Raw genomic sequence first — 24,342 nt, 5'->3', positions numbered from 1 at the left:
TATCGTCTTTATGGAGTCCATAAAACAAAAAAAGCGCCCGCAGGCGCTCTTTCGACAGATTTTCGCTTATTTGCTCAGTTCGGCGGTCATGTGAACCTGATTGCCGCTGAACGCTTCGGTGATGCGATAAGACGCGCCGGCATCTTTGGCTTTGGCGGCGATTTGCGCTTCCGCGCCGGAAAGCGTGGTGTCGGTTGCGGTCACGGTCTGTGAAGCGAAAGCGCCGAAAGCGGAAGAGAGTGCGACAACAGCAACAAAAGTTTTGATAGTGTTCATGGTGTAAATCCTTCAGTCAGTTTGTTCAGGGAGAAGGCCGTTTGCCTTCGATGTGAGTAATAGTAGACCTGTACTCGCTGAACAAAAAGCGGAAGGATTTGCCGTAATAAATCAAAATTTTTGAATTAAGAAGATCAATTCTGCTCCGCCACTAAAATCGCCTCGGTGTCCGGCTCCAGCGCGCGGAAAATATGCGCCTGATCGGCCGGATAACAGATGTAATCCCCGGCGCTCAGTTCTTCCGGCGCATCGGTCAGCCCCACCAACGCCCGGCCGCGCGTCACGATAATATGCTCAACGGAACCGGCGGGATGCGGATGCGAAAGCCGTTCGCCGCCCGGCTGGGTCAACAGCAGATAGATATCGCGCCGCGCTCCCGGCGGGCAGGTGGCGAGCAGAATCGCTTTATATTCCGCCAGCTCCGCGGCAACCGCAGGCCCTTCGCCACGGCGGATCACCTGCGTTTTCGCACTCTGCGGCTCCATCAATCGCGCAAAGGGAATATCCAGCGCCACGCACAGCGCCCAGAGCGTTTCAAGGCTGGGGTTGCCGTTGCCGCTTTCAAGCTGGGAAAGGGTCGATTTGGCGATGCCCGCGCGGCGGGCTACTTCCGCCAGCGAAAGCCCGGCGCGGGTTCGCTCGCGCACCAGGCTTTTGGCGATTACGCTTATCGGCTGCGTCATGTCATGCTCCAGTGTTCGTTAAAAAGAACAATCGTTCGCCTTGAAAAACGAACCTGAGATGTTCATTATAATGGTCATTCGTTCATTATGGCTGAAAAAAGTATGTTGATACATCGCTTCTCGTGCCTGAAAGGCGACATTATAAGGGCTATTTTGCTGGTCTGTCTGGCGGTCGGCGTGGTTGGCGTTTCCTACGGTACGCTGGCGATGGCGTACGGTTTTGCGCTGTGGGTGCCGCTATTGTTATCCCTCACCGTGCTGGCGGGCGCGTCGGAATTCATTTTTATCGGCATTGTGGCGAGCGGCGGCAGTCCGCTGGCGGCCGCGGCGGCGGGTTTGCTGGTGAATGCGCGCCATTTGCCGTTCGGCATAACGGTACGCGACCTGGTGGGTCAGGGCGCAGCCCGGCTGCTGGGCTCGCATATTATGAATGACGAAAGCGTGGTGTTCGGTTTATCGCAATCCACCCCGGAAACCCGCAAAGCCGCCTACTGGCTGTGCGGGCTTGGCGTCGCGCTCTTCTGGCCGCTTGGGGTCGTTATCGGCGTTGCCGTAGGCAAGCTGCTGCCCGCGCCGGAAACTATTGGCCTGGATGCGGTCTTCCCGGCGATTCTGCTGGCGCTGGTGTTGCCTGCGCTGAAGAAAAAAACCACGCTTATCCGCGCCGGCAGCGGCGCGGCAATCTCGCTTGCCGCCGTGCCGTTTGCGCCAGTGGGGCTGCCGGTGCTGCTCTCTTTAGCCGGTTTACTGACGAGGAAGAGATAATGGCCAGCACAGGGTTCATTCTTACCGGGATCGCCGTGCTCTCTGTCGGCACTTATCTGATGCGCTTTGGCGGCGCCAGGCTTGGCAACAAGCTCGCGCTCTCTGAACGCGCTCAGGCGCTGCTCTCCGATGCCGCCACGACGTTGTTATTCGCCGTGGCGCTGGCGGCCACCTTTTACGAAGGGGAAACGTTCGCGGGTATGGCGCGGGTGCTGGGGGTGGCGTTTGCGCTGTTTCTGGCCTGGCGTAAAGCGCCGTTGATTGTGGTGATTATCGCGGCGGCAGTGGTCACTGCGCTGCTGCGTCTGGCGGGCATAAACTAAAAAAGCGCCCGCAGGCGCTCTTTCGACAGTTTTTGCTTATTTGCTCAGTTCAGCGGTCATGTGAACCTGGTTGCCGCTGAACGCTTCGGTGATGCGGTAAGACGCGCCGGCATCTTTGGCTTTGGCGGCGATTTGCGCTTCAGCGCCGGAAAGCGTGGTGTCGGTCGCGGTCACGGTCTGAGAAGCGAAAGCGCCGAAAGCGGAAGATAACGCGACAACAGCAACAAAAGTTTTGATAGTGTTCATGGTGTAAATCCTTCAGTCAGTTTGTTCAGGGAGAAGGCGACTGGCCTTCGATGTGAGTAATAGTAGACCTGTACTCGCTGAACAAAAAGCGGAAGGATTTGCCGTAATAAGTCAAAATTTTTGAATGCTAGATAAGCCGCTGTGGGTGGGTATAAATAGTCGCCCTTCCCGGTTTGGCAAAGCCCACCAGCGTCAGGTTGCAGCGCTCGGCTACGTCAACGGCAAGCGTGGTGGCGGCGGAAACGGCAAACAGAATTTCCACGCCGCACATGGCGGATTTCTGCACCATCTCATAGCTGGCCCGGCTGGAAACCATCGCCGCACCCTCGCGCCACCCTTCCCGCGCCCGACGGCCCAGCAGCTTGTCCAGCGCCACGTGGCGGCCGATATCTTCATGCCCGCCCGGCACCGCGCCGTCACCGTTTATCCAGGCCGCCGCGTGCGTGCAGCCGGTAAGCTGGCCTACGGGCTGAAAATCGCTTAGCTGGCGCAGCGCGTCGTCGAGAAGGGAAAGCGGGAAAGTTTGCGTGAAAGGCAGCGGCGCGACCGGACGGCCTATCTCGTTAAGTTGCTCCACGCCGCAGACGCCGCAGCCCGTGCGGCCCGTCATCGCGCGGCGGCGTTCCTTCAGCCCCATAAAGCGGCGGCTGGAGAGCTCTATCTGCACTTCGATACCGTTACAGCCTTTCACCACATCCATGCCGTAGATTTCCTGTGAAGATTCGATAATCCCTTCCGATAAAGAGAAACCTAAGGCGAAAAGCTCAAGGTCTTTTGGCGAGGCCATCATGACCACGTGCGAAATGCCGTTATAAACCAGCGCCACCGGCACTTCTTCAGCGAGCCAGTCGGGCTGCGCCTGCGTCAGATCGCCGCGCTTCCAGAGCGAACGCTCTGCCGCTGCGGTGATCGCGGTCACGTTTCGTAACAGTTTCGGGTGATTCTTATTCACTTTTATTTAACCGCCTGGAACAGCCTTAGCAACATTATGGTATCCTGTCGCCTCCCTTCCCTTCCTGACCGGAGGGACGAGCACGATTGTGAACCTTTGCGGGGGCATCCGCAAAATAAAAAATCCACAAATACAATAGTGACAATGTCGAAACAAGGAGCGACCCATGCAGGTCAGCAGAAGGCAGTTCTTTAAGATCTGCGCTGGCGGTATGGCAGGCACCACGGCAGCTGCGCTGGGCTTTGCCCCAGGCGTCGCGCTGGCGGAGACACGGCAGTATAAACTGCTGCGCACCCGCGAAACCCGTAATACCTGTACGTACTGTTCCGTCGGCTGTGGGCTGTTGATGTACAGCTTAGGCGACGGCGCGAAAAACGCGAAATCTTCCATTTTTCACATCGAAGGCGACCCGGACCATCCGGTAAACCGCGGGGCGCTTTGCCCGAAAGGCGCAGGACTTGTGGATTTCATCCACTCCGAAAGCCGCCTGAAGTACCCGGAATACCGCGCCCCTGGCTCGGATAAATTCCAGCGCATCAGTTGGGAAGAGGCGTTCGATCGCATCGCTAAACTGATGAAAGAAGACCGCGACGCCAACTTCATCGCGCAGAACGCCGAAGGCACCACCGTCAACCGCTGGCTCTCCACCGGTATGCTGTGCGCCTCCGCTTCCAGCAACGAAACCGGCTATTTATCGCAGAAATTTACCCGCGCACTCGGCATGTTAGCCGTCGACAACCAGGCGCGTGTCTGACACGGACCAACGGTAGCAAGTCTTGCTCCAACATTTGGTCGCGGTGCGATGACCAACCACTGGGTCGACATTAAAAACGCCAACCTTGTCGTCGTGATGGGCGGGAATGCGGCAGAAGCGCATCCGGTCGGGTTCCGCTGGGCGATGGAAGCCAAAATCCACAACGGCGCGAAGCTGATTGTTATCGATCCACGCTTTACGCGTACGGCATCGGTCGCGGATTTCTATACGCCGATCCGTTCCGGCACCGACATCGCTTTCCTGTCGGGCGTCCTGCTGTACCTGATGACCAACAACAAAGTTAACCGCGAATATGTCGAGGCCTACACCAACGCCAGCCTGATCGTGCGTGAAGATTTCGGCTTCGAAGACGGCCTGTTCACTGGCTATGACGCGGAAAACCGTAAGTACGACAAAACCACCTGGAACTACGAGCTGGATGAGAACGGCTACGCGAAACGCGACGCCACCCTCACCCATCCGCGTTGCGTGTGGAACATGCTGAAAGCCCACGTTTCCCGCTACACGCCGGAAACCGTGTCGGATATCTGTGGTACGCCGAAAGAAGACTTCCTGAAAGTCTGCGAGCTTATCGCCGAAACCAGCGCGCACGATAAAACCGCGTCGTTCCTCTACGCGCTCGGCTGGACGCAGCACTCCATCGGCGCGCAGAACATCCGCACCATGGCGATGGTCCAGCTGCTGCTCGGCAACATGGGCATGGCGGGCGGCGGCGTGAACGCGCTGCGCGGCCACTCCAACATCCAGGGTCTGACCGACCTCGGCCTGCTGACGCAGAGCCTGCCAGGTTACATGACGCTGCCAAGCGAGAAACAGGCCGATCTTCAGACCTATCTCGCCGGCAATACGCCGAAGCCGCTGCAGGAAGGCCAGGTTAACTACTGGAGCAACTACCCGAAATTTTTCGTTTCGATGATGAAAGCCTTCTTTGGCGACAAAGCGACAGCCGAGAACAGCTGGGGCTTTGACTGGCTGCCGAAGTGGGACAAGGGCTACGACGTCCTGCAGTATTTCGAAATGATGAGCCAGGGCAAGGTGAACGGCTATATCTGCCAGGGCTTTAACCCGGTGGCGTCGTTCCCGAACAAAAACAAAGTGGTCGCTGCGCTCTCGAAGCTGAAGTTCCTGGTGACCATCGACCCGCTCAACACCGAAACAGCGACCTTCTGGCAAAACCACGGCGAGCAGAACGACGTGGATACCGCGAGCATTCAGACCGAAGTGTTCCGCCTGCCCTCTACCTGCTTCGCCGAAGAGAACGGTTCTATCGTTAACTCCGGCCGCTGGCTGCAGTGGCACTGGAAAGGTCAGGACGCGCCGGGCGAAGCGCTGAACGACGGCGAAATCCTGGCCGGCATCTTCCTGCGCCTGCGCAAGATGTACGCCGAACAGGGCGGCGCTACGCCGGAGCCGGTGCTGAACATGAGCTGGAACTACTCCACGCCGGAGAACCCGTCGCCGGAAGAAGTGGCGATGGAGAGCAACGGCAAGGCGCTCGAAGACATCATCGACCCGGTCACCGGCAACGTGCTGGCGAAAAAAGGCAATCAGCTCGCCTCCTTCGCGCACCTGCGCGATGACGGCACGACGTCGAGCGGCTGCTGGATCTTCGCCGGCAGCTGGACGCCGGACGGCAACCAGATGGCGCGCCGCGACAACGCCGACCCGTCAGGCCTTGGCAATACGCTGGGCTGGGCATGGGCATGGCCGTTGAACCGCCGCATCCTCTATAACCGCGCCTCGGCGGACCCGCAGGGCAAACCGTGGGATCCGAAACGCCAGCTGCTCACCTACGCCAACGGTAAGTGGGTCGGGGCGGATATTCCGGATTACAACACGGCGCCTCCGGGCAGTAACGTCGGGCCGTTTATCATGCTGCAGGAGGGCGTGGGCCGTCTGTTCGCCATCGACAAAATGGCGGAAGGGCCGTTCCCGGAGCACTACGAGCCGTTTGAAACGCCTATCGGCACCAACCCGCTGCACCCGAACGTTATCTCCAACCCGGCGGCGCGCATTTTCAAAGACGATGCGGCAGCGCTGGGCAAGTCGGATAAGTTCCCGTACGTCGGTACGACTTACCGCCTGACGGAGCACTTCCACTACTGGACCAAGCATGCGTTGCTGAACGCCATTGCGCAGCCGGAGCAGTTTGTGGAAATCGGCGAGAAGCTGGCCGGCAAGCTCGGCATCGCGCAGGGCGATACGGTGAAAGTCTCCTCCAACCGCGGCTACATCAAAGCCAAGGCGGTGGTGACTAAGCGCATTCGCACGCTGAACGTCCACGGTAAGGAGGTCGATACCATCGGTATTCCTATCCACTGGGGTTACGAAGGCGTGGCGAAGAAAGGCTTTATCGCCAACACGCTGACGCCGTTTGTGGGCGATGCGAACACTCAGACGCCGGAATTTAAGGCGTTCCTGGTGAACGTGGAAAAGGTGTAACGGAGACGACTCATGGCTTATCAATCACAAGACATTATCCGTCGTTCCGCGACTAACGGTTTCACCCCCGCGCCTCAGGCGCGGGATCACCAGCAGGAAGTGGCGAAGCTTATCGACGTAACCACCTGCATCGGCTGTAAAGCCTGTCAGGTGGCCTGTTCGGAGTGGAACGATCTGCGTGACGAGGTAGGGCACAACGTTGGGGTGTATGACAACCCGGCGGACCTGACCGCCAAGTCCTGGACCGTGATGCGCTTCTCGGAAGTGGAGCAGAACGACAAACTCGAATGGCTCATCCGCAAGGATGGCTGCATGCACTGCGCCGACCCGGGCTGCCTTAAGGCGTGCCCGTCGGAAGGCGCTATCATTCAGTATGCCAACGGCATCGTCGACTTCCAGTCCGAGCAGTGCATCGGCTGCGGCTACTGCATCGCAGGCTGCCCGTTCGACGTCCCGCGCCTGAACCCGGAAGACAACCGCGTCTACAAATGCACCCTGTGCGTAGACCGCGTCACCGTGGGCCAGGAGCCGGCGTGCGTGAAAACCTGTCCGACCGGCGCCATCCACTTTGGCTCCAAAGAGGACATGAAGAACCTCGCAGGCGAGCGCGTGGCGGAACTGAAGACCCGTGGTTACGACAACGCCGGTCTGTACGATCCGGCAGGCGTTGGCGGCACGCACGTGATGTATGTTCTGCATCACGCCGACAAGCCGAATCTCTACCACGGCCTGCCGGAGAACCCGCAGATAAGCGAAGCGGTGAAGTTCTGGAAAGGCATCTGGAAACCGCTTGCCGCCATCGGCTTTGCGGCGACCTTCGCCGCGAGCGTCTTCCACTACGTAGGCGTAGGTCCGAACCGCGCAGACGATGATGAAGACAATCTCCACGACAAGAAAGATGACGAGGTGCGCAAATGAGAAAACGTGACACCATCGTGCGCTACTCGGCGCCCGAGCGCATCAACCACTGGGTTACCGCCTTCTGCTTCGTGCTGGCGGCGGTGAGCGGGCTGGGGTTCTTTTTCCCCTCCTTCAACTGGTTGATGAACATCCTCGGTACGCCGCAGCTGGCGCGCATTCTGCATCCGTTCGTGGGTGTGGTGATGTTTGCTTCATTCATCATCATGTTCTTCCGCTACTGGCACCACAACCTAATCAATCGGGATGATATCTTTTGGGCGAAGAATATTCGTAAGATCGTCGTCAACGAGGAAGTGGGAGACACCGGGCGCTATAACTTCGGCCAGAAATGCGTTTTCTGGGCGGCGATTATTCTGCTCGTGCTGTTGCTGGCAAGCGGCGTCGTGATCTGGCGGCCTTACTTCGCGCCCGCGTTCCCAATCCCGGTTATCCGCATCGCGCTGTTGCTGCATTCATTTGCCGCCGTAGCGTTAATTGTGGTTATTATGGTGCATATTTACGCCGCTCTGTGGGTGAAAGGCACTATCACCGCGATGGTTGAAGGCTGGGTCACCACCACATGGGCGAAGAGACATCACCCGCGTTGGTACCGTGAAGTGCGCGGTAAACAGGAAAAATCGACTGAATGAGTATTCGCATCATCCCGCAAGACCAGCTGGAGAAGAGCGATAAACGCACGGCGGAAGTGATTCCGCCGTTATTGTTCCCCAGACTGAAAAATCTCTATAACCGCCGCGCTGAACGTCTGCGCGAGCTGGCGGAGAAAAACCCGCTGGGCGACTATCTGCGCTTCGCCGCCCTTATCGCCCACGCGCAGGAAGTGGTGCTGTATGACCACCCGCTGCAGATGGACTTAACGGCGCGGATTAAAGAGGCCGCCGAGAAGGGCAAGCCGCCGCTGGATATCCATGTGCTGCCGCGCGACGCGCACTGGCAGAAGCTGCTGCATTCGCTGATTGCCGAGCTGAAGCCGGAGATGAGCGGCCCGGCGCTGGCGGTTATCGAGAATCTCGAAAAAGCCTCCTCGCAGGAGCTGGAAGAGATGGCGACTGCGCTGTTCAACGAAGACTTCGCCACCGTCGGCAGCGACAAAGCCCCGTTTATCTGGGCGGCGCTTTCGCTTTACTGGTCGCAGATGGCAAGCCTCATTCCGGGCAAAGCGCGCGCCGAGTATGGCGAGCAGCGCCAGTTCTGCCCGGTCTGCGGCAGCATGCCGGTCTCCAGCATGGTGCACATCGGCTCAAGCCAGGGGCTGCGCTACCTGCACTGCAACCTGTGCGAAACCGAGTGGCACGTGGTGCGCGTGAAGTGCAGCAACTGCGAGCAAACCCGCGATCTCAACTACTGGTCGCTTGAGAGCGAACAGGCGGCGGTAAAAGCGGAAAGCTGCGGCGACTGCGGCACCTACCTGAAAATTCTGTATCAGGAAAAGGACCCGAAAGTGGAGCCGGTAGCGGACGACCTCGCCTCGCTGGTGCTGGACGCGCGCATGGAGCAGGAGGGCTTCGCCCGCAGTTCCATCAACCCGTTCCTGTTCCCGGGCGAAGGGGAGTAAATTTCCCTGCGTTTTCCCGTCCCCTTACCGGGGGCGGGTTATTGTAGCGAATAGGGTATGGTTACGCCGTTAAGCCCGTCGAAATCCTTCACATTGCGGGTCACTAACCGACGCGAATGCACCTGCGCTGTCGCCAGAATGATAGCGTCCGGCAACTTCATCCCATGTTGCTGACGGAGCAACACGCTGCGCTCCGCTACCGCAGAGCAGATAGCCAGGATCTCAAACGTATCCAACACCTCGCGGGTCCGCGCTTCCTGATTATGTTTTTTCGCTCCCACCATGATTTCAATCCATGTCATTAGACTGATGGCGCGGTTAACGGGAAAACGAGACAGCGCTTCCTTTGCCTGCGCATGCCCGCCGAAAAGGTCGATTAAGATATTGGTGTCGAATACCGCCAGTCCTTCCATGGCTTACCACTCCTCACGCAGCTTGCGTTCATATTCCAGCCCGTCTTCCGCATTATCGCCCCACAAACCCAGCGCATTTTGCACAACGTCCTGATTTTGCCTGTCGAGATATTCCTCTACTGCTTCCCTCAGCAACGCTGCCCGCGGCAGCTTGCGGCGTTCTTTCAGATGTTCAAGGCGACGAAGCGCATCGTCAGGCAAATCGAGAAGAATACGTCCCATAAAATCCTCAATCAGTATGCTCATATATCACCTCACTATATCATTTTTGATTATTTTTAAAGCGCTGACGGGCAAAAGAATAAGAAGCAATGACGCAAAAGTTAACCCATCGCCAGAGCACAATTTCCCTTTTGCGAGATATTTTCCAGAATGCATACCTGCCAGAAACAGGCAGTTCCCTCCTGCCTCCAGCCAGGCTATAACTCTGTATAGATATACAGTTTCAGGGAGAGTAAGATGGCGCTTGAAAAAGGCATTGCGGCGATGGTGGAGGGCTTCATTGCCGCAGGAAGGCCGTCGGTACGTAACCAGACCTTCGCCGAGCGGCGGGCGGGTTATATCGCCAGCGCCTCGCTTGCCGGCGAGACGGAGCAGCGGGTTGAGGTGAAAGAGGTGGAGCTGGAAGGGCTGCGGCTGCGGCTCTTCTCTCCTTTGCACGCCGCGGGCGCGCTGCCGACGGTAATTTACTATCACGGCGGTTGTTTCGTCAGCGGCGGGTTTGAAACCCATGACAACCCGCTGCGCCAGCTCGCCTTCTACAGCGGTTGCCGGGTGATTGCCGTGCAGTACCGGCTGGCGCCCGAGCACCGATACCCGGCGGCGCACGACGACGCGGAGCGCGCCGCCATTCTTATCCGGCAGCATGCCGCTGCGCTGGGCGTGGACGCTTCAGCCATTACGCTTGCAGGCGACAGCGCGGGCGGGCATATCGCGCTGGTGACCGCGCTGCGCCTGAAAGCGCACGGCCTCTGGCAGCCGGCCCGGCTTTTGCTCATCTACCCGATGCTGGACGCCACGGCCTGGTTTGAAAGCTACACCCGCAACGGGCTTGATTACATCATTACCCGCGAAACGCTGCTTACCGGCTATGAGGCCTACCTGGAAAACACGCCGCGGCAGCACCCGGAAGCCAGCCCCCTCTGGCGGGACGATTTCGCCGGGCTGCCGCCCGTGCATATCGTTACCGCCGAGTTCGACCCTTTGTGCGATGAAGGCGAAGCGCTGTTCGACCGGCTGACGCAGCAGGGCGTTACCTGCACCTCGCAGCGCTGGCAGGGCGTTATTCACGGATTTTTTCAGCTGGGCGGCGTAAGCCAGAGCGCCCGCGATCTCATGCGCGACCTGGCCTGGCGGGCGCGATTAACGTAGAGAAAGCCGAGTCCGTTATCACTCGTCGGTTTAGCGCAGGGGGAAGACCATCAGGCAGTGGCGCGTTGCTTACCCGCCCTACGTCAGCAGGCCCGTATTTCCCGGACCAGTAAGCGCAGCGCAAATCACAGACCCCGCGTTTTCGCTTCAGGCCACGCCGTTTGACCGTGCAGGATGCGTCAGCGCAGCGCCGCCCGGCAGAAGCGCGGCCCTTAAACGAAAACGCCGCCCGCAGGCGGCGCTGTTCTGACTTAAAGCGTCACAGTAAATGACTGCGAGCCGTGCTCCGGCATGAGCACTACGCCCTATTCGCTGCCTGACTGCGCCGCCCCCTGAGCCTCTTCCACCTGATGCACATTACGCAGGCAGAGCGTCCAGCCTGAAGCCTCGCCTTCCCCCCGTACCGTCAGGCGGTTGCCTTCGCGCTTCACGCGCAGCGTAAAGCTGACCGCGCCGTCCGCCGAGGGCACTTCGCATACCGCTTCACGTCCTGCCTCCAGATTAAAGAGCTGGAAAGCCGCGCCTTCGTGCCAGGCATAATCCGGCTTCTGGTCGTTGCTGCCCAGCGCCAGTAACGTGTTATCGCGCACGTAAACCGGCAGGCTGAGGAAATCATGTCGCTGCCTGTGCCAGCGGCTGCCAGTGAGTTCGTCGTTTTGCCACAGATGCGTCCAGCGCCCTTGCGGCAGATAAAACGACACGTCGCCCGCCTCGCTGAACACGGGCGCCACCAGCAGCGAATCGCCAAGCATGTACTGACGGTCGAGATAATCGCACGCCGGGTCTTCCGGGTACTCCAGCATCATGGCGCGCATCACCGGCGTGCCGCATTCATGGGCGAGGACGGACTGACGATAGAGATAGGGCATCAGGCGGCACTTAAGCTGCGTAAAGTGACGCACCACATCACAGGCTTCATCGTCGTAGGCCCACGGCACGCGGTAAGATTTACTGCCGTGCAGGCGGCTATGGCTGGAGAGCAAGCCAAACGCGCACCAGCGTTTGTAAACATGCGCCGGCGCGGTGTTTTCAAACCCGCCGATATCGTGGCTCCAGAAGCCAAAGCCAGAGAGCCCGATAGAGAGCCCGCCGCGCAGGCTTTCCGCCATCGATTCATAGTTTGCGTAGCAGTCGCCGCCCCAGTGCACCGGGAACTGCTGCGCGCCCACGGAGGCCGACCGGGCAAACAGTACCGCTTCCGCTTCGCCTACCGTCTCTTTCAGCACGTTCCACACCAGTTCGTTGTAGAGAAAAGCGTAGTGGTTATGCATCTTCTGCGGGTCCGATCCGTCATACCACGCCACGTCGGTGGGGATGCGCTCGCCGAAGTCGGTTTTAAAGCAGTCGACGCCCATACCGACCAAACGCTTAAGATGGCCCGCGTACCAGTCGCACGCCGCCGGGTTGGTAAAATCAACTATTCCCTGCCCCGGTTGCCACTTATCCCACTGCCACACCGCGCCGTTCGGCCGCTTCAGCAGATATCCTTTCTCCATCCCTTCGCGGAACAGCGGTGACTTCTGGCCGATGTACGGGTTTATCCAGACGCAAATTTTTAGCCCTTTCGCCTTCAGGCGCCGGAGCATCCCTTCCGGGTCCGGGAAGGTCGCCGGGTCCCACTCAAAATCACACCATTGAAATGCCTTCATCCAGAAGCAGTCAAAATGGAACACGTGCAGCGGCAGGTTGCGCTCCGCCATGCCGTCGATAAAGCGGTTGACCGTCTCTTCGTCATAATTGGTGGTAAACGACGTGGTGAGCCACAGCCCGAACGACCATGCCGGAGGCAGCGCCGGGCGGCCGGTAAAGCGGGTATAGCGCTCCAGCACCGCCTTCGGCGTGGGGCCGTCAATCACGAAATACTCCAGATATTCTCCTTCCACGCTGAACTGCACTTTGGAGACTTTTTCAGAGCCGATTTCAAAAGAGACGCACTCCGGGTGATTCACCAGCACGCCGTAGCCGCGGTTGGTGAGGTAAAACGGGATATTTTTATAAGCCTGCTCGGTGCTGGTGCCGCCGTCGCGGTTCCAGGTCTCCACCGTCTGGCCGTTACGCACCAGCGCGGTAAAGCGCTCGCCAAGACCGTAAACCGTTTCGCCCACGCCGAGATCCAGCCGCTCAAACATATAGTTGCGCGCGCTGTTGCTATCCTGCACATAGCCGTTGTTTTTCACCTGGCTGCCGGTAATACGTTCGCCATTACGCAGAAAATCGAGCGCCCAGCTTTCGCCTTTGGTGACGCGCACGCTCAGATTGCCGCTTTTCAGCTCAGCGTAATCCGCGCTGTTTTGCATCTCAACGCGCACATCGGTCAGCACGTTGAGCGGGTAACGCGGGCCGTTATCCACCGCGCCCTGAAAGTGCTCAAGGCGCACGCCGATAACCCCTTCCTGCGGCGAGAAAAAGCGCAGCATAAAGAGTGGCGTGTCGAGCTGCCAGGCGCGCTCGCGGGCGTCGCGCGGCGCGGCATAGACCACCATTTCGTTGCCGCGCTGCTCCACATCAAACACCTGGATTGGGTGGATAAGCGTTAAGCCCGGTTGAATAAGCCAGTTGCCATCACTGATTTTCATCTCTTACCCCTTCGACTCATTAAATGCTTTACTCACCGGCAGCGTTTCAAACTCCCGCTGATTGTTGTGCGCGCCCTTCGCCAGCTCCGCCAGGATGTTCTTCAGGAACGGTGTCTTCAGCGTGTAGTAACGTTTGGCGACGATGGCGCTCAGCACGTAGCAGATGCCCGGCGCAATGGTGAACAGCGCGACGATGATGCTAAGCGTGGCGCTGTTTTGCGTTTTCGCGGCAGCGTCATAACCGCCGCCCGCCAGCATCCAGCCAATCAGCGCGCCGCCCAGCGCCAGGCCCAACTTCAGCACGAACAGCGTGCCGGCGAAGCTGATGCCGGTAAGGCGCTTGCCGTTACGCCATTCGCCGTAATCCACGGTGTCCGACATCATCACCCACTGGATGGGCGTAACGAGCTGGTGCAGCACGCCAATCACGAAGATAAAAGCGAACATGGCGACGGTGGCGCTCATCGGCACAAAGAACATGGCGACGCTCAATACCACCAGGGCGGCGTTGGTCCACCAGAAGACGCTGACTTTGCACTTCCAGTCGGTCAGCGGTTTGGCGAGCGCGCTGCCTATCAGGTTGCCGACGCAGTAAAGCCCGAGAAACCAGGAGAAGAGCGCCGCGTCGCCCATTATCCAGGTGACGTAATACATCATCGCCCCGCCGCGCACGCAGACGGCGAGGATATTCAGGATGGTGAGCAGCCCCACCACGCGCCACTGGTCGTTTTGCAGAATATCGCGCAAGTCTTCACGCATGGTGGAGGTGCTGGGCGGCGCCTCGACGCGCTCTTTGGTGGTGAAAAAGCAGAACGCGAGCATCAGGCACGCGACAAAGGCCAGCACCGCGATGCCGCCCTGAAAGCCGAAGGCTTTGTCGTCGCCGCCAATCAGGTTGACCAGCGGCATCATCAGCACGGTGGAGAGCATGCCGCCCGCCGTCGCCAGCACGAAGCGCCAGGATTGCAGCGAGATGCGCTGCTGCGGGTCGCTGGTGATAACGCCGCCGAGCGCGCAGTAAGGGATATTCACCACGGTATACATCAGGGTGAGCAGGGTGTAAGTCACGGCGGCGTATACCATTTTGCCGGTCATGCTCAGTTCAGGGGAGCTATAGGCGAAGACGCAGACCACGCCGAAGGGTAGCGCGCCGAACAACACCCATGGGCGGAACTTGCCCCAGCGGCTGCGGGTGCGGTCGGCAATCAGGCCCATTGCCGGGTCGGAGACCGCATCCAGCGCGCGGGCCAACAGGAACATGGTGCCGACAAACCCGGCGGGAATGCCGAAGATGTCGGTATAGAAAAACATCATGTAAAGCATGACATTATCAAAGACGATATGGCTTGCGGCGTCCCCCATGCCGTAGCCGATTTTCTCTTTTACCGATAAGACTTGATCGCTCATTCAGGCCATCCTCATCACGTCAGTGCGGAATTTCGCTTAAGTGGTTTTAGTGCGGAAAAGCGATGCGGGAAATTGTGTTTTCTGGTTATTAACTTACGATTCTTCTTTTCTGTGATCGCGGTAACTCGTTGATGAAACGAGTGATAAATTTTTTGTGACGGTTAACGCGTGAAACCAGAGGTGACGCGGGGTGAGCGGCTGCAATGCGGGTGAGAAAAAAGAGCGAGGCGGGGTATTGGTAGAAGTCTGAAACGCGCCTATAATGCGCCCGCCTCCATGTAGCAATCGAGGCGCGGAAGATCGTCGTCTCCGGTGAGGCGGCTGGACTTCAAATCCAGTTGGGGCCGCCAGCGGTCCTGGGCAGGTTCGACTCCTGTGATCTTCCGCCAAAGTTGCTCCGCACCCATCCGAGAAATTCTAAAAAATACTTAATTTTCAATAGATTTATCAAGTCACTCATCCGTAACAGTCCGACATGTTCTCCCTGAATCCATGAAAAATATGTATAGTGATGTGTATAGGTTTTTTATACAGATTTTGACTTATACACATGGCACTTACAGACATACAAATCAAACGAGCAAAACCCCAAGACAAACCCTATACATTGAACGATGGACAAGGTCTGTCATTACTCATCAATCCAGACGGCTCAAAGGGCTGGCGCTTCCGCTTTCGTTTTGCCGGTAAAGCACGGCTAATGTCATTCGGCAGTTACAACCTTGTGAGCCTCGCAGAAGCACGTGATAAACGCGATACCGCTCGTAAGCAGGTAGCAAACGGCATAGACCCAGTGGAAGAACGTAAAGCCCAAAAACTGGCACAGCAACTCTCAACTGAACACTCATTCGAAGCCATATGTCGGGAGTGGCACTCAAATAAAGCCGATCGCTGGACAGTGGCCTACCGCGAAGAAATCATTAAGACATTTGAGCAAGATGTTTTCCCGTTCATTGGTAAAAGACCTATAAGTGACATTAAACCGTTGGAACTGCTTGAAGTGCTACGACGAATAGAAAAGCGTGGAGCGCTGGAGAAGACCCGGAAAGTACGCCAAAGATGCGGTGAGGTTTATCGTTATGCGATCATAACGGGCCGCGCTGAATACAATCCTGCACCGGATTTAGCCATCGCTCTGGCCGTACCGAAGCAAAAACACCATCCGTTTTTATCCGCCGAAGAGTTGCCTCATTTTGTTAGAGATCTTGAAGCATATACTGGCAGCATCATTACGAAAAATGCGACTAAGATTGTTATGCTTACTGGCGTAAGAACTCAGGAAATGCGTTTTGCGACTTGGGAAGAAATAGACCTTAAAGAGGGGATATGGGAAATCCCGGCAGAAAGGATGAAAATGCGCAGACCTCACATTGTTCCTCTATCTTCCCAAGCTATTAAATTATTTCTCCAATTAAAGCCAATAACGGGGAAATATCCTTATGTATTCATAGGAAGAAATAACCGAAGCAAACCCATTAGCAAAGAAACAGTTACACAAGTTATAGAGTTGTTGGGTTATAAAGGACGAGCTACAGGGCACGGATTCAGACACACGATGTCAACAATACTTCATGAACAAGGATTTGACAGCAAATGGATAGAACTACAGTTAGCTCATGCTGATAAAAATTCCATTAGGGGGATATATAATCATGCGCAATACCTTGAAAACCGCCGGGCAATGATCCAGTGGTACAGTGATATGCTATATCCAACCTAAACACATCATTAATAGATAAGTATTGTAAAATGCTTTATACTATACAAAATATATTTTTTCAGGAGTATATATGAAAAAGACAGTGCTAATAACAGATCTGGATAATACACTTTTTGATTGGTTTAGTGTTTGGTACAATAGTTTTAATGCCATGTTAAACAAAGTGGTGGAGATTTCAGGAATCCCTAGAGCTGATTTAATTGAACAAATCAGGCCTATCCATCAAAAGTATGGCACTGCTGAATATTCATTTATCCTTGAAAGCATCCCATTGCTACAGGAAAAATATGGCGACCGAGAATCTATTAATTTAGCAATGGATGAGGCCATTCACGCTTTTAGAAGCGCAAGGAAAAAGCATTTAATGCTGTATCCAACAGTATTGGAAACTTTGAAAACCCTTAAAGAAAAGGGGAGCTTTATTGTCGCTTACACTGAATCAAAGGCTTACTACTCTAATTTCCGACTTACTAGATTAGGGCTTGATGGCATTATTGATGTTTTGTTTTCGCCAGAGGATCATGAAATACCTGACGGTGAGAAAAAACAGGTAAAATATAATCTTGTACATACCAAACAAGAATATACTCCTAAAGATGAAATCAAGCCAAACCCTCAACTGCTTTTAGATATTATTGCATCCATTGGAGCTGTTCCAGAAGAATGTGTCTACATTGGTGATAGCGAAATGAAAGACATTGAAATGGCGCAAAATGCCAATGTTAGCGATGTGTTTGCCAGTTACGGTACCGGACATTTTGAGGAAAACAAAGATGGTTATGATCTTTTACGTGCGGTCACACACTGGACAGATGAAGATGTTGAAAGAGAAAGAAAAATAAAAGAAAATGCTTCTGGTGCTAAGCCTACTCATACCGTAGAAGTTTTCTCAGAAATTTTATCAATTTTTCAATTTTCAGAGTTTAAAGGGAATAAATGATGGCGATGACCGATGAGGAAAAATTTTTAGCCACGATTAATCTTGAAGCCCTAAAACTTAAGGTTGATGTATGGAAAACAATTATTGATGTGCAGAAGCACTTTAATGATCTAGAAATGAAGGTTCGCAATTTTGGGATCCTTATATTATCAGCATTCATTGGTGCAATAGGTGTTAGCTTTAACTCTAGCTCAAGCTTAGTGATTTTTGGAGGCAGCTACTCAGTTGCGGGAATGCTTGCATTCGGAGCAGCTATTGTTTGGTTGCTTTTTTATTTTGTTGACGTTTATTGGTACCATCCTTTATTACTCGGAGCAGTAAAAAAGGGATTAGCTATTGAACAAGAGATCGGTGTAGATATTGTAAATATAGATCTTACTAAAACAATTGGTGATAGTAGCCCTCGAGACATTCTCTTCTTAAAGAATGTTCACAGCACTACCAAAGCTAAAATATTTTATTTCGGCGTATTAGCTGTCCTATTAATCACAGGGGGTTGCATGATGATTTTTAGCTCTCCGAGCAAAAACAACCCTTATGAACAAATAAAAATAGAAGCACAGTGCACTAGAAATACGAACTATAACGGTTATCAGTGCTCTTTCAACTCGTCACCAGAAAGCACTAATAATAAACAAAGTTAAATCTCTTATTTAATTATATTTAACGAGAAAATAACGGTAGTATTATTCTTCCATCCCTTTTAATAATGCCGCATTTAAGCGGCATTATATTAACGCCCCACCTTTCAACTTACCACTCTTTAGACTCACGCGACACACAATCTCATATAATAATTTATTGCCATTACGACGTACTGAGAGCAGAAAAATAAATTAAGTTAAACTGTGCCAGCGCGCAATGCTTTCCCCTCCCCGCCTGCCCGCTTAACGGGACGCTTTTAATGCAGGTGCATTAGCGGCATCAGGGCTTGCCAGTACTGGCGCTGGCGGGGGATTCAGTGTCGGCGAAACGCATGCAAAACCATGCACCTTATGCATGCATGGTTTTTGGCGGGAAAAAGGCGGGATTTTCGGAGAGAATTAACGGTTCTGATGCGCGGCCAGTTCTGCACGGCGATGGGTGTAATTCAGGTTCTGTGCGGGTGTGAATTTTTCCCGGCTGTCATCGCGTGAAGCCGCGTCGGGCCTGAATCCGATGGCCGTTAAAATGTCCTCATCCTGTGCGGAATAATTAATTTTTTCTCCGGCGGAGAGCCAGACCTGTAGCGCCTCACGCAGATAATCAAGTGAATGCTGCATGGCGCAGTGCTGAACGGCGGGATGCTGGCCGGAATAATTCATCAGTTCCGGGGCAAGGGCGGCGGCCAGCGCTGCACCGTGGGCCTGCATAAAATCATTCAGCCGGTTGCGGATGCTGATGCGCTGCACTTCTTCATGGGAACGGATATAGCGACCGGAAGCCCGGTTAATTTCCCACTTTTTCACGTCGATAATGTCGCGCAGCATTTGCAGGCGCTGGCCGTTGCGGTTATCAGCGGCAAGCTGTTCCCGGTATGCCTGTTCAGTCTGTGCAAGTTCAGCCCTGCGTTGCAGCCAGGCAGATTTGTCTGCCTGACAGGTTTCAAAGGCTTTCTGTAGTGTTGTCACGTGCGTTTCTCCTGATGGCCGTGCATGGTTACGCACCGGCGCGGTTAACGGTGGCTGCCGGTTCGGGTGCCGGGATAGCCGGCTCTGTTGCCGGTGAACGGATAACACCATCCACGGATTCCAGCGTGCGGAAGGTCGCCGAACATTCGATATTCACGCACTGGTGATAGCGCTGTTTGACGTTATCGGACAGATAGCGGCTGGTGCGGGCGTGCGCACTGGTTTTGCAGAACGGGCAGTGAAACATGCTTAAGCCTCCGCCTTTGTGCCGCTATTTTCAGCCAGTGCTTTAGCCAGCATCATTCGCTTCGCCGGGCTGTTCAGCAGCTCCGTATCCACACCGGCAAGATGCGGCCGGTGCATGCCCGTCACGGACAATACCTGCTCCTGCGTCATATCGAACTGGTACTCACTGCCCAGGCGGCTCAGGACGTCGCGAAGCTCTGCGAGGGCAACAGACTGTGGTGAGGCTTCTCCCTTCATTTCAAGGGCCCGGGTGCGCAGCACAAACGCACGGACAAGCGTGGCGGGAACATCGGCCAGTGCCTGTGTCCATTGCACATCGGCGTAAGTGGAAAGGGCGTCATCATATGCCGCGCGGTACTTATTCCCGGTGGTGCAGGCACCGAACATGGCGCGCTTACGATCATTCTCCAGCTCGGCAATCAGACCGGTGAACTCGTCTGCCAGTTCGCGACTGGCGATGCGCCTGCCGTGCTCTGCTTTCATCTCAGGGGTGAGGTTGCCGCGCAGGCTGCGGAAACGGCTGCGCCAGTCCTGCTCCGCCTCTGCGCTCTCATCAAGGGCGGTCTGCCGCTCCTGCTTACAGCGTTCAATGGACGTATCAATCTCTTTCAGCGCCTGCATGCTGGCCGTGTGGGTGTCTCTGGCCGCAGTGAATGCGCTCAGCTTGTCGGTGATGTGCGGGTTGGTCTCTGCGAACTGTCGGGCGGCAACATCTTGCAGGGCGGTAATGACTTTTTCGGTTTTCATGTTCAGGCTCTCCGTGTGTTCAACCTGAAATGATTCTGCCCTTCATCAGACAACATCTCGATGCATTACCGTTGTGGCATTTCTGGCACAAACGAGACTTAAAATCCGGCTTGCCAGAGAAAGGTCTCCGGGAAATCCTTCTCACCCTTTGTTTTTTTAGATTTAACTGTTCACTACTGTTCACTTTCATAAAAAAATAAATCAATACAGCAAGTTAATAGGTGAATAGTCGAGAATATAACTGTTCACCGACTCTTCACTACTGTTCACCCTCTGGTTTTAAGAATGACGACGGCATTTAGATTTTATTTCGATTAATGCGGGAAGATGTATAACCAGAAGGAATAACATTTGCTGCAATGTAGTGCAGTGAATTGCAACGGTTTGCCAGCGTTTGCCATCGTTTTAGTTACAGAAAAGTCAATGTTTGTTTTCCCGAAAATCACACATGACCTGAGAGAAAATATAAACATAATAAGGAGCTACCCGAAGCCGGAAGGACACAACCGGCACTGTTTGGACTTTATGAGGTAGCCCGATGCACACCGCTTTTTCTTCCCCGTCTTCTGCCCCTGCCGCCCCAATGATGCCGGTCTCTGATGCCGTTCAGGAGCGTTTCATCCGTCTGCCTGAAGTGATGCACTTATGTGGGTTATCCCGCTCGACCATATACGACCTCATCAGCCGGGAAGCCTTTCCGAAGCAAATCAGCCTCGGCGGTAAAAACGTGGCGTGGGCGCAGTCCGAAATCACCGCATGGATGGTCGACCGTATCGCAGCACGTGACCGGGGATGTGACGCGTGATGATGGCCGTTCAGCAGACAGCCCCTTTTTCTGGCTTGCTTCCTTTCGCCGTTTCCAGGTATAGTTTTTCCGCTGTCGCAAAATCGGCAGCCGGGCGTAGGAACCCGTGTAACTCAATGGCGACACCAGACGCGCCTTGCGTCTTTTTTTATGTCGTTGCTCAGGCACACCCATTTTCCGGGCTGTGGTGCTTACACCTTAGCCCCTGTCAGATAATGGTGGTCCGGGCGGGGCAGCCTTCGGGCTGGCCGGTATCCATTGAGGCCGGTATTCCTACCCCCGTCCGGGCCACCACCCATGAGCGTAGGAACTCCGGTGGTGGCGATAACCGCTACTCAATGGAGGCTGCCATCATGGCTACGACCCTCACCCTGTCTCACCCGCAGTTTGTCTTTGTGTTTGCCGCCGTTCGTCGTGCAGACCGCACACCCCGAATCTGTATGCTCCGCACCGTGGCCGGTGACGAGCGCAGCGCCCGCCGTTCTCTCGTTCGCGATTACGTGCTGGCGTTCGCAGCCCGCCTGCCGGTGGCGGAGGTAGGCGCATGAAACAGACCACCATTACCACCCGTGACCTCGAATGCCTTGAGCATATGCGTAATGTCGGCCGGCTCGTCGGCGAGCTGATGCAGGTGCAGGACTGCACCACCGTGCGCCCTGATCCGGCGCAGCAGCTACAGCTCACCTCCGTGATTTATCTCATGACCGCGCAGCTCGACGGCGTGGTGGAGCGCTGCAACCAGCGCTGGCTCGCTGAGGTGACACGCGTATGAAGTCTGTGCTGCCCGCCGTGCTGCGCTCGGCCCTTTACCGCCGCGCCGTTGCCTGTGCCTGGCTCACCGCGTGTGAACGCCAGCGCCGCTACCCGCACCTCACTCTCGATGCGCTGGAAAGCGCCATTGCCGACGAGCTGGAAGGCTTTTACCTCCGCCAGCACGGCGAGGAAAAAGGCCGTCAGATTGCCTGTGCGCTGCTGGAAGATTTAATGGAGGCCGGACCGCTGAAAGCGGCGCCGTCGCTCTCCTTTCTCGGGCTCGCCGTCATGGATGAGCTCTGCGCCCGCCATATCACATCGCCTGTTGTGCACTGAGGGAGAAATAACGATGAAAATGAACGTAACGGAAACCGTTAAACAGGCGTGCGGCCACTGGCCGCGCATTCTCCCGGCGCTGGGTGTGAAGGTCATTAAAAATCGCCATCAGGCCTGCCCGGTATGCGGCGGCTTTGACCGCTTCCGCTTTGACGATAAAGAGGGGCGCGGGACGTGGTTCTGCAACCAGTGCGGCGCGGGTGACGGCCTGAAACTGGTTGAGAAGGTGTTCAGCGTGTCAGCGTCCGAGGCCGCCGGAAAGGTGGACGCCGTGACCGGCAACCTGCCGCCGGTTGACCCGGCGGTGATTGCTGTTGATACGGCAGAAACCGAAGCCAGCCGCAGGGAGGCCGCCGCGCTGGCGGCGGATATCATGGCGAAAGTCCGCCTGACCTCCGGTAACGCCTACCTGACCCGCAAGGGGCTGACTGACCGCGAATGCCTGACGCTGACCACCATGCACAAAACCGGCGGGGTCACGTACCGCTCAGGGGATGTGGCCGTACCGCTGTATGACGAGTCCGGCGCACTGGTTAATCTTCAGCTTATTAATGCTGACGGCCTCAAACGCACCCTGAAAGGCGGTCAGGTCAAAGGGGCATGTCATGTCATCGAAGGGAAAAAACAGGCCGGAAAACGCCTGTGGATTGCGGAGGGTTATGCGACCGCGCTCGCCGTGCATCACCTCACCGGTGAAACCGTCATGGTGGCGCTGTCGTCCGTGAATCTCCTTTCTCTGGCGAGCCTGGCCCGACAAAAACACCCGGCCTGTGAGATTGTGATTGCCGCCGACCGTGACCTTAACGGTGTCGGCCAGACCAGCGCCGCAGCGGCCGCAGAGGCATGCGAGGGCATTGTTGCCCTGCCGCCGGTGTTTGGTGACTGGAATGATGCGTTTGTGCAGCAGGGGGAGGAGGCCACGCGTCAGGCGATTTACGACGCCATTAAGCCGCCAGTCGCCAGCCCGTTTGACACCATGAGCGAGGCGGAATTTACCGCCATGAGCGCCAGCGAAAAGGCGATGCGGGTACATGAGCATTACGGCGAAGCGCTGGCCGTGGATGCGAACGGCCAGCTCCTGTCGCGCTATGAAAGCGGCATCTGGAAGGTGGTATCGCCAGCCGAATTTGCGCGTGACGTGGCCGGGCTGTTCCAGCGCCTGCGCGCCCCGTTCTCATCGGGCAGAATTGCCTCGGTGGTGGAGACCCTGAAACTGATTATTCCGCAGCAGGCGTCACCGGCGCGGCGCCTGATTGGCTTTCGCAACGGGGTACTCGATACCCAAAGCGGGATATTCAGCCCGCACCATAAATCACACTGGCTGCGCACGCTGTGCGACGTGGATTTTACCCCGCCGGTGGAAGGGGAAACGCTGGAGACCCACGCGCCGAATTTCTGGCGCTGGCTCAACCGCGCGGCCAGCCAGAATCCGCAAAAACGCGACGTGGTTCTGGCAGCACTCTTTATGGTGCTGGCGAACCGCTACGACTGGCAGCTCTTTCTCGAAGTGACCGGGCCGGGCGGCAGCGGGAAAAGTATTCTCGCCGAAATTGCGACCCTGCTTGCCGGTGAGGATAACGCCACGTCGGCCGATATCGACACGCTGGAAGACCCGCGCAGGCGCGCATCCCTTATCGGCTTCTCGCTCATTCGCCTTCCCGACCAGGAAAAGTGGAGTGGCGACGGTGCCGGGCTCAAAGCCATCACCGGTGGCGATGCGGTTTCGGTTGACCCCAAATATCAGAACCCGTATTCAACACATATTCCGGCAGTCATTCTGGCCGTGAACAATAATCCGATGCGCTTCACCGACCGCAGCGGCGGCGTCTCCCGTCGCCGGGTGATTATTCACTTCCCGGAACAGATAGCACCCGAGGAGCGTGACCCGCAGCTCAGGGATAAAATCGCCCGCGAACTGGCCGTGATTGTTCGCCAGCTTATGCAACGGTTCAGCGACCCGATGACCGCCCGCACCCTGCTCCAGTCGCAGCAGAACTCCGGTGAGGCACTCAGCATCAAGCGCGATGCTGACCCGGCCTTTGATTTTTGCGGCTATCTGGAAGCCCTGCCGCAGACCAACGGGATGTTCATGGGCAATGCGAACATCGTGCCGCGCCAGCCCCGCAGCTATCTGTATCACGCCTATCTGGTATATATGGAGGCGAACGGGTTTAAGCATGTACTGAGCCTGAAAATGTTCGGAACAGGGCTGCCGATGATGCTCAAAGAGTACGGCATAAGCTACGAAAAGCGGCACACAAAACACGGGACGCAGACCAATCTCACGCTCCGGGAAGACAGTAACAGCGACTGGCTACCGAAGTGCGACGAAACCTCAGCGGCATAACTTACCCAGACCGGCAGGCGCCGGTCTTTTTTATGCCTGATTGCCCATTAAGGTGAACAATCCACTGTTCACCCTTCACCATCTAATCGCCACTTAACTTTATGAAAATCTTATATAAAAATGAAAGGTGAAC

General features: G+C 56.0%; 26 protein-coding genes and 1 tRNA gene. 16 read left to right on the top strand and 11 right to left on the bottom strand.

The window, feature by feature from the left end; translation table 11 throughout:
• Positions 1-66: 66 nt before the first annotated feature.
• Positions 67-276 carry a YdgH/BhsA/McbA-like domain containing protein gene (locus tag ACU4F7_RS00370; RefSeq protein WP_024556772.1) on the bottom strand — a complete coding sequence of 70 codons (210 nt, stop codon included), beginning with the start codon at positions 274-276 and terminating at the stop codon, positions 67-69.
• A 134-nt stretch (positions 277-410) separates the two neighbouring features.
• Positions 411-959 (bottom strand): helix-turn-helix domain-containing protein, encoded by a 549-nt coding sequence (locus ACU4F7_RS00365; RefSeq protein WP_481637807.1) that lies wholly within the window; start codon positions 957-959, stop codon positions 411-413.
• A 105-nt stretch (positions 960-1,064) separates the two neighbouring features.
• On the opposite strand from ACU4F7_RS00365, the gene ACU4F7_RS00360 reads away from it, so the two are divergent.
• The gene (locus ACU4F7_RS00360) at positions 1,065-1,724 is read left to right on the top strand and encodes an AzlC family ABC transporter permease (RefSeq protein WP_481638767.1); all 660 of its coding nucleotides are present in this window, start codon (positions 1,065-1,067) and stop codon (positions 1,722-1,724) included.
• Positions 1,724-2,047 (top strand): AzlD domain-containing protein, encoded by a 324-nt coding sequence (locus ACU4F7_RS00355; RefSeq protein WP_024560316.1) that lies wholly within the window; start codon positions 1,724-1,726, stop codon positions 2,045-2,047. The genes ACU4F7_RS00360 and ACU4F7_RS00355 overlap by 1 nt, the downstream gene beginning before the upstream one ends.
• Before the next feature lie 36 nt (positions 2,048-2,083).
• Here ACU4F7_RS00355 and ACU4F7_RS00350 read toward each other — a convergent pair whose 3' ends face one another.
• Together ACU4F7_RS00350 and fdhD are read right to left on the bottom strand one after the other, a co-directional pair.
• Positions 2,084-2,293 carry a YdgH/BhsA/McbA-like domain containing protein gene (locus ACU4F7_RS00350; protein ID WP_024556772.1) on the bottom strand — a complete coding sequence of 70 codons (210 nt, stop codon included), beginning with the start codon at positions 2,291-2,293 and terminating at the stop codon, positions 2,084-2,086.
• 127 nt (positions 2,294-2,420) lie between these two features.
• On the bottom strand, positions 2,421-3,245 hold the full coding sequence (fdhD, locus tag ACU4F7_RS00345; RefSeq protein ID WP_481637806.1) for a formate dehydrogenase accessory sulfurtransferase FdhD: 825 nt from the start codon (positions 3,243-3,245) through the stop codon (positions 2,421-2,423).
• A gap of 166 nt (positions 3,246-3,411) precedes the next feature.
• On the opposite strand from fdhD, the gene fdnG reads away from it, so the two are divergent.
• From fdnG to fdhE, 4 genes are read left to right on the top strand one after another with little or no spacing between them, the layout of a single operon-like run.
• Positions 3,412-6,462 carry a formate dehydrogenase-N subunit alpha gene (gene fdnG, locus ACU4F7_RS00340; protein ID WP_152977062.1) on the top strand — a complete coding sequence of 1,017 codons (3,051 nt, stop codon included), beginning with the start codon at positions 3,412-3,414 and terminating at the stop codon, positions 6,460-6,462.
• 12 nt (positions 6,463-6,474) lie between these two features.
• Positions 6,475-7,380 (top strand): formate dehydrogenase subunit beta, encoded by a 906-nt coding sequence (gene fdxH, locus ACU4F7_RS00335; RefSeq protein ID WP_024556776.1) that lies wholly within the window; start codon positions 6,475-6,477, stop codon positions 7,378-7,380.
• Positions 7,377-8,012 carry a formate dehydrogenase cytochrome b556 subunit gene (gene fdoI, locus ACU4F7_RS00330; protein WP_024560315.1) on the top strand — a complete coding sequence of 212 codons (636 nt, stop codon included), beginning with the start codon at positions 7,377-7,379 and terminating at the stop codon, positions 8,010-8,012. The genes fdxH and fdoI overlap by 4 nt, the downstream gene beginning before the upstream one ends.
• Positions 8,009-8,938, top strand: coding sequence for a formate dehydrogenase accessory protein FdhE (fdhE, locus tag ACU4F7_RS00325; protein ID WP_024556777.1), 930 nt, complete (start codon positions 8,009-8,011; stop codon positions 8,936-8,938). Before fdoI ends, fdhE begins: the two co-directional genes overlap by 4 nt.
• A 38-nt stretch (positions 8,939-8,976) precedes the next feature.
• Here the strand turns inward: fdhE and ACU4F7_RS00320 are convergent, their stop codons facing one another.
• Both ACU4F7_RS00320 and ACU4F7_RS00315 read right to left on the bottom strand, forming a co-directional pair.
• The gene (locus tag ACU4F7_RS00320) at positions 8,977-9,351 is read right to left on the bottom strand and encodes a PIN domain-containing protein (protein WP_481637805.1); all 375 of its coding nucleotides are present in this window, start codon (positions 9,349-9,351) and stop codon (positions 8,977-8,979) included.
• A 3-nt stretch (positions 9,352-9,354) separates the two neighbouring features.
• Complete coding sequence (locus ACU4F7_RS00315) at positions 9,355-9,597, bottom strand: ribbon-helix-helix domain-containing protein (protein ID WP_035887033.1); 243 nt, start codon at positions 9,595-9,597, stop codon at positions 9,355-9,357.
• A 213-nt stretch (positions 9,598-9,810) separates the two neighbouring features.
• On the opposite strand from ACU4F7_RS00315, the gene ACU4F7_RS00310 reads away from it, so the two are divergent.
• The gene (locus ACU4F7_RS00310; RefSeq protein ID WP_481637804.1) at positions 9,811-10,722 is read left to right on the top strand and encodes an alpha/beta hydrolase; all 912 of its coding nucleotides are present in this window, start codon (positions 9,811-9,813) and stop codon (positions 10,720-10,722) included.
• Between the two features lie 305 nt (positions 10,723-11,027).
• On the opposite strand, the gene yicI is transcribed toward ACU4F7_RS00310, so the two are convergent.
• Both yicI and ACU4F7_RS00300 read right to left on the bottom strand, forming a co-directional pair.
• On the bottom strand, positions 11,028-13,298 hold the full coding sequence (gene yicI / locus ACU4F7_RS00305; RefSeq protein ID WP_481637803.1) for an alpha-xylosidase: 2,271 nt from the start codon (positions 13,296-13,298) through the stop codon (positions 11,028-11,030).
• Positions 13,299-13,301: 3 nt separating this feature from the next.
• Positions 13,302-14,705, bottom strand: coding sequence for a glycoside-pentoside-hexuronide family transporter (locus ACU4F7_RS00300; RefSeq protein ID WP_481637802.1), 1,404 nt, complete (start codon positions 14,703-14,705; stop codon positions 13,302-13,304).
• 294 nt (positions 14,706-14,999) lie between these two features.
• Here ACU4F7_RS00300 and ACU4F7_RS00295 point away from each other — a divergent pair.
• From ACU4F7_RS00295 to ACU4F7_RS00280, 4 genes are all read left to right on the top strand, one after another.
• Positions 15,000-15,094 (top strand) — tRNA-Sec (locus tag ACU4F7_RS00295).
• Positions 15,095-15,255: 161 nt separating this feature from the next.
• Positions 15,256-16,425: a tyrosine-type recombinase/integrase gene (locus ACU4F7_RS00290; protein ID WP_481637801.1), complete on the top strand. Its 1,170-nt coding sequence runs from the start codon at positions 15,256-15,258 to the stop codon at positions 16,423-16,425.
• Positions 16,426-16,495: 70 nt separating this feature from the next.
• The gene (locus ACU4F7_RS00285; protein WP_109996322.1) at positions 16,496-17,365 is read left to right on the top strand and encodes an HAD family hydrolase; all 870 of its coding nucleotides are present in this window, start codon (positions 16,496-16,498) and stop codon (positions 17,363-17,365) included.
• Entirely contained in the window at positions 17,362-18,009 is a 648-nt protein-coding gene (locus ACU4F7_RS00280; RefSeq protein ID WP_481637800.1) for a hypothetical protein, read from the top strand. Before ACU4F7_RS00285 ends, ACU4F7_RS00280 begins: the two co-directional genes overlap by 4 nt.
• 399 nt (positions 18,010-18,408) lie before the next feature.
• On the opposite strand, the gene ACU4F7_RS00275 is transcribed toward ACU4F7_RS00280, so the two are convergent.
• The 3 genes from ACU4F7_RS00275 to ACU4F7_RS00265 are packed head-to-tail and all read right to left on the bottom strand — an operon-like array spanning position 18,409 to position 19,968.
• A complete protein-coding gene (locus tag ACU4F7_RS00275; RefSeq protein ID WP_481637799.1) occupies positions 18,409-18,975 on the bottom strand; it encodes a phage polarity suppression protein in 567 nt (188 codons plus the stop codon).
• 28 nt (positions 18,976-19,003) lie between these two features.
• On the bottom strand, positions 19,004-19,222 hold the full coding sequence (locus tag ACU4F7_RS00270; protein ID WP_024558415.1) for an ogr/Delta-like zinc finger family protein: 219 nt from the start codon (positions 19,220-19,222) through the stop codon (positions 19,004-19,006).
• A 2-nt stretch (positions 19,223-19,224) separates the two neighbouring features.
• Entirely contained in the window at positions 19,225-19,968 is a 744-nt protein-coding gene (locus ACU4F7_RS00265; RefSeq protein ID WP_481637798.1) for a capsid protein, read from the bottom strand.
• A 538-nt stretch (positions 19,969-20,506) separates the two neighbouring features.
• Here ACU4F7_RS00265 and ACU4F7_RS00260 point away from each other — a divergent pair.
• The 5 genes from ACU4F7_RS00260 to ACU4F7_RS00240 are packed head-to-tail and all read left to right on the top strand — an operon-like array spanning position 20,507 to position 24,209.
• Positions 20,507-20,773: a helix-turn-helix transcriptional regulator gene (locus ACU4F7_RS00260; RefSeq protein WP_032991157.1), complete on the top strand. Its 267-nt coding sequence runs from the start codon at positions 20,507-20,509 to the stop codon at positions 20,771-20,773.
• Positions 20,770-21,321, top strand: coding sequence for a host cell division inhibitor Icd-like protein (locus ACU4F7_RS00255; protein ID WP_481637797.1), 552 nt, complete (start codon positions 20,770-20,772; stop codon positions 21,319-21,321). The genes ACU4F7_RS00260 and ACU4F7_RS00255 overlap by 4 nt, the downstream gene beginning before the upstream one ends.
• Positions 21,318-21,545 (top strand): hypothetical protein, encoded by a 228-nt coding sequence (locus ACU4F7_RS00250; protein ID WP_481637796.1) that lies wholly within the window; start codon positions 21,318-21,320, stop codon positions 21,543-21,545. The genes ACU4F7_RS00255 and ACU4F7_RS00250 overlap by 4 nt, the downstream gene beginning before the upstream one ends.
• A complete protein-coding gene (locus ACU4F7_RS00245) occupies positions 21,542-21,862 on the top strand; it encodes a DUF5375 domain-containing protein (protein WP_366150952.1) in 321 nt (106 codons plus the stop codon). The genes ACU4F7_RS00250 and ACU4F7_RS00245 overlap by 4 nt, the downstream gene beginning before the upstream one ends.
• Positions 21,863-21,875: 13 nt before the next feature.
• Positions 21,876-24,209: a primase-helicase zinc-binding domain-containing protein gene (locus ACU4F7_RS00240; RefSeq protein ID WP_481637795.1), complete on the top strand. Its 2,334-nt coding sequence runs from the start codon at positions 21,876-21,878 to the stop codon at positions 24,207-24,209.
• Positions 24,210-24,342: the final 133 nt, after the last annotated feature.

It is taken from the genome of Franconibacter pulveris, from assembly GCF_056780215.1.
This window is presented reverse-complemented; position numbering and strand designations above follow the sequence as displayed.

Coding starts and splice junctions, on each gene's coding strand:
- ACU4F7_RS00370 (WP_024556772.1), bottom strand. CDS start 276: ATGAACACTATCAAAACTTTTGTTGCTGTTGTCGCACTCTCTTCCGCT.
- ACU4F7_RS00365 (WP_481637807.1), bottom strand. CDS start 959: ATGACGCAGCCGATAAGCGTAATCGCCAAAAGCCTGGTGCGCGAGCGA.
- ACU4F7_RS00355 (WP_024560316.1), top strand. CDS start 1,724: ATGGCCAGCACAGGGTTCATTCTTACCGGGATCGCCGTGCTCTCTGTC.
- ACU4F7_RS00350 (WP_024556772.1), bottom strand. CDS start 2,293: ATGAACACTATCAAAACTTTTGTTGCTGTTGTCGCGTTATCTTCCGCT.
- fdxH (WP_024556776.1), top strand. CDS start 6,475: ATGGCTTATCAATCACAAGACATTATCCGTCGTTCCGCGACTAACGGT.
- fdoI (WP_024560315.1), top strand. CDS start 7,377: ATGAGAAAACGTGACACCATCGTGCGCTACTCGGCGCCCGAGCGCATC.
- fdhE (WP_024556777.1), top strand. CDS start 8,009: ATGAGTATTCGCATCATCCCGCAAGACCAGCTGGAGAAGAGCGATAAA.
- ACU4F7_RS00320 (WP_481637805.1), bottom strand. CDS start 9,351: ATGGAAGGACTGGCGGTATTCGACACCAATATCTTAATCGACCTTTTC.
- ACU4F7_RS00315 (WP_035887033.1), bottom strand. CDS start 9,597: ATGAGCATACTGATTGAGGATTTTATGGGACGTATTCTTCTCGATTTG.
- ACU4F7_RS00310 (WP_481637804.1), top strand. CDS start 9,811: ATGGCGCTTGAAAAAGGCATTGCGGCGATGGTGGAGGGCTTCATTGCC.
- yicI (WP_481637803.1), bottom strand. CDS start 13,298: ATGAAAATCAGTGATGGCAACTGGCTTATTCAACCGGGCTTAACGCTT.
- ACU4F7_RS00300 (WP_481637802.1), bottom strand. CDS start 14,705: ATGAGCGATCAAGTCTTATCGGTAAAAGAGAAAATCGGCTACGGCATG.
- ACU4F7_RS00290 (WP_481637801.1), top strand. CDS start 15,256: ATGGCACTTACAGACATACAAATCAAACGAGCAAAACCCCAAGACAAA.
- ACU4F7_RS00285 (WP_109996322.1), top strand. CDS start 16,496: ATGAAAAAGACAGTGCTAATAACAGATCTGGATAATACACTTTTTGAT.
- ACU4F7_RS00280 (WP_481637800.1), top strand. CDS start 17,362: ATGATGGCGATGACCGATGAGGAAAAATTTTTAGCCACGATTAATCTT.
- ACU4F7_RS00270 (WP_024558415.1), bottom strand. CDS start 19,222: ATGTTTCACTGCCCGTTCTGCAAAACCAGTGCGCACGCCCGCACCAGC.
- ACU4F7_RS00265 (WP_481637798.1), bottom strand. CDS start 19,968: ATGAAAACCGAAAAAGTCATTACCGCCCTGCAAGATGTTGCCGCCCGA.
- ACU4F7_RS00260 (WP_032991157.1), top strand. CDS start 20,507: ATGCACACCGCTTTTTCTTCCCCGTCTTCTGCCCCTGCCGCCCCAATG.
- ACU4F7_RS00250 (WP_481637796.1), top strand. CDS start 21,318: ATGAAACAGACCACCATTACCACCCGTGACCTCGAATGCCTTGAGCAT.
- ACU4F7_RS00245 (WP_366150952.1), top strand. CDS start 21,542: ATGAAGTCTGTGCTGCCCGCCGTGCTGCGCTCGGCCCTTTACCGCCGC.
- ACU4F7_RS00240 (WP_481637795.1), top strand. CDS start 21,876: ATGAAAATGAACGTAACGGAAACCGTTAAACAGGCGTGCGGCCACTGG.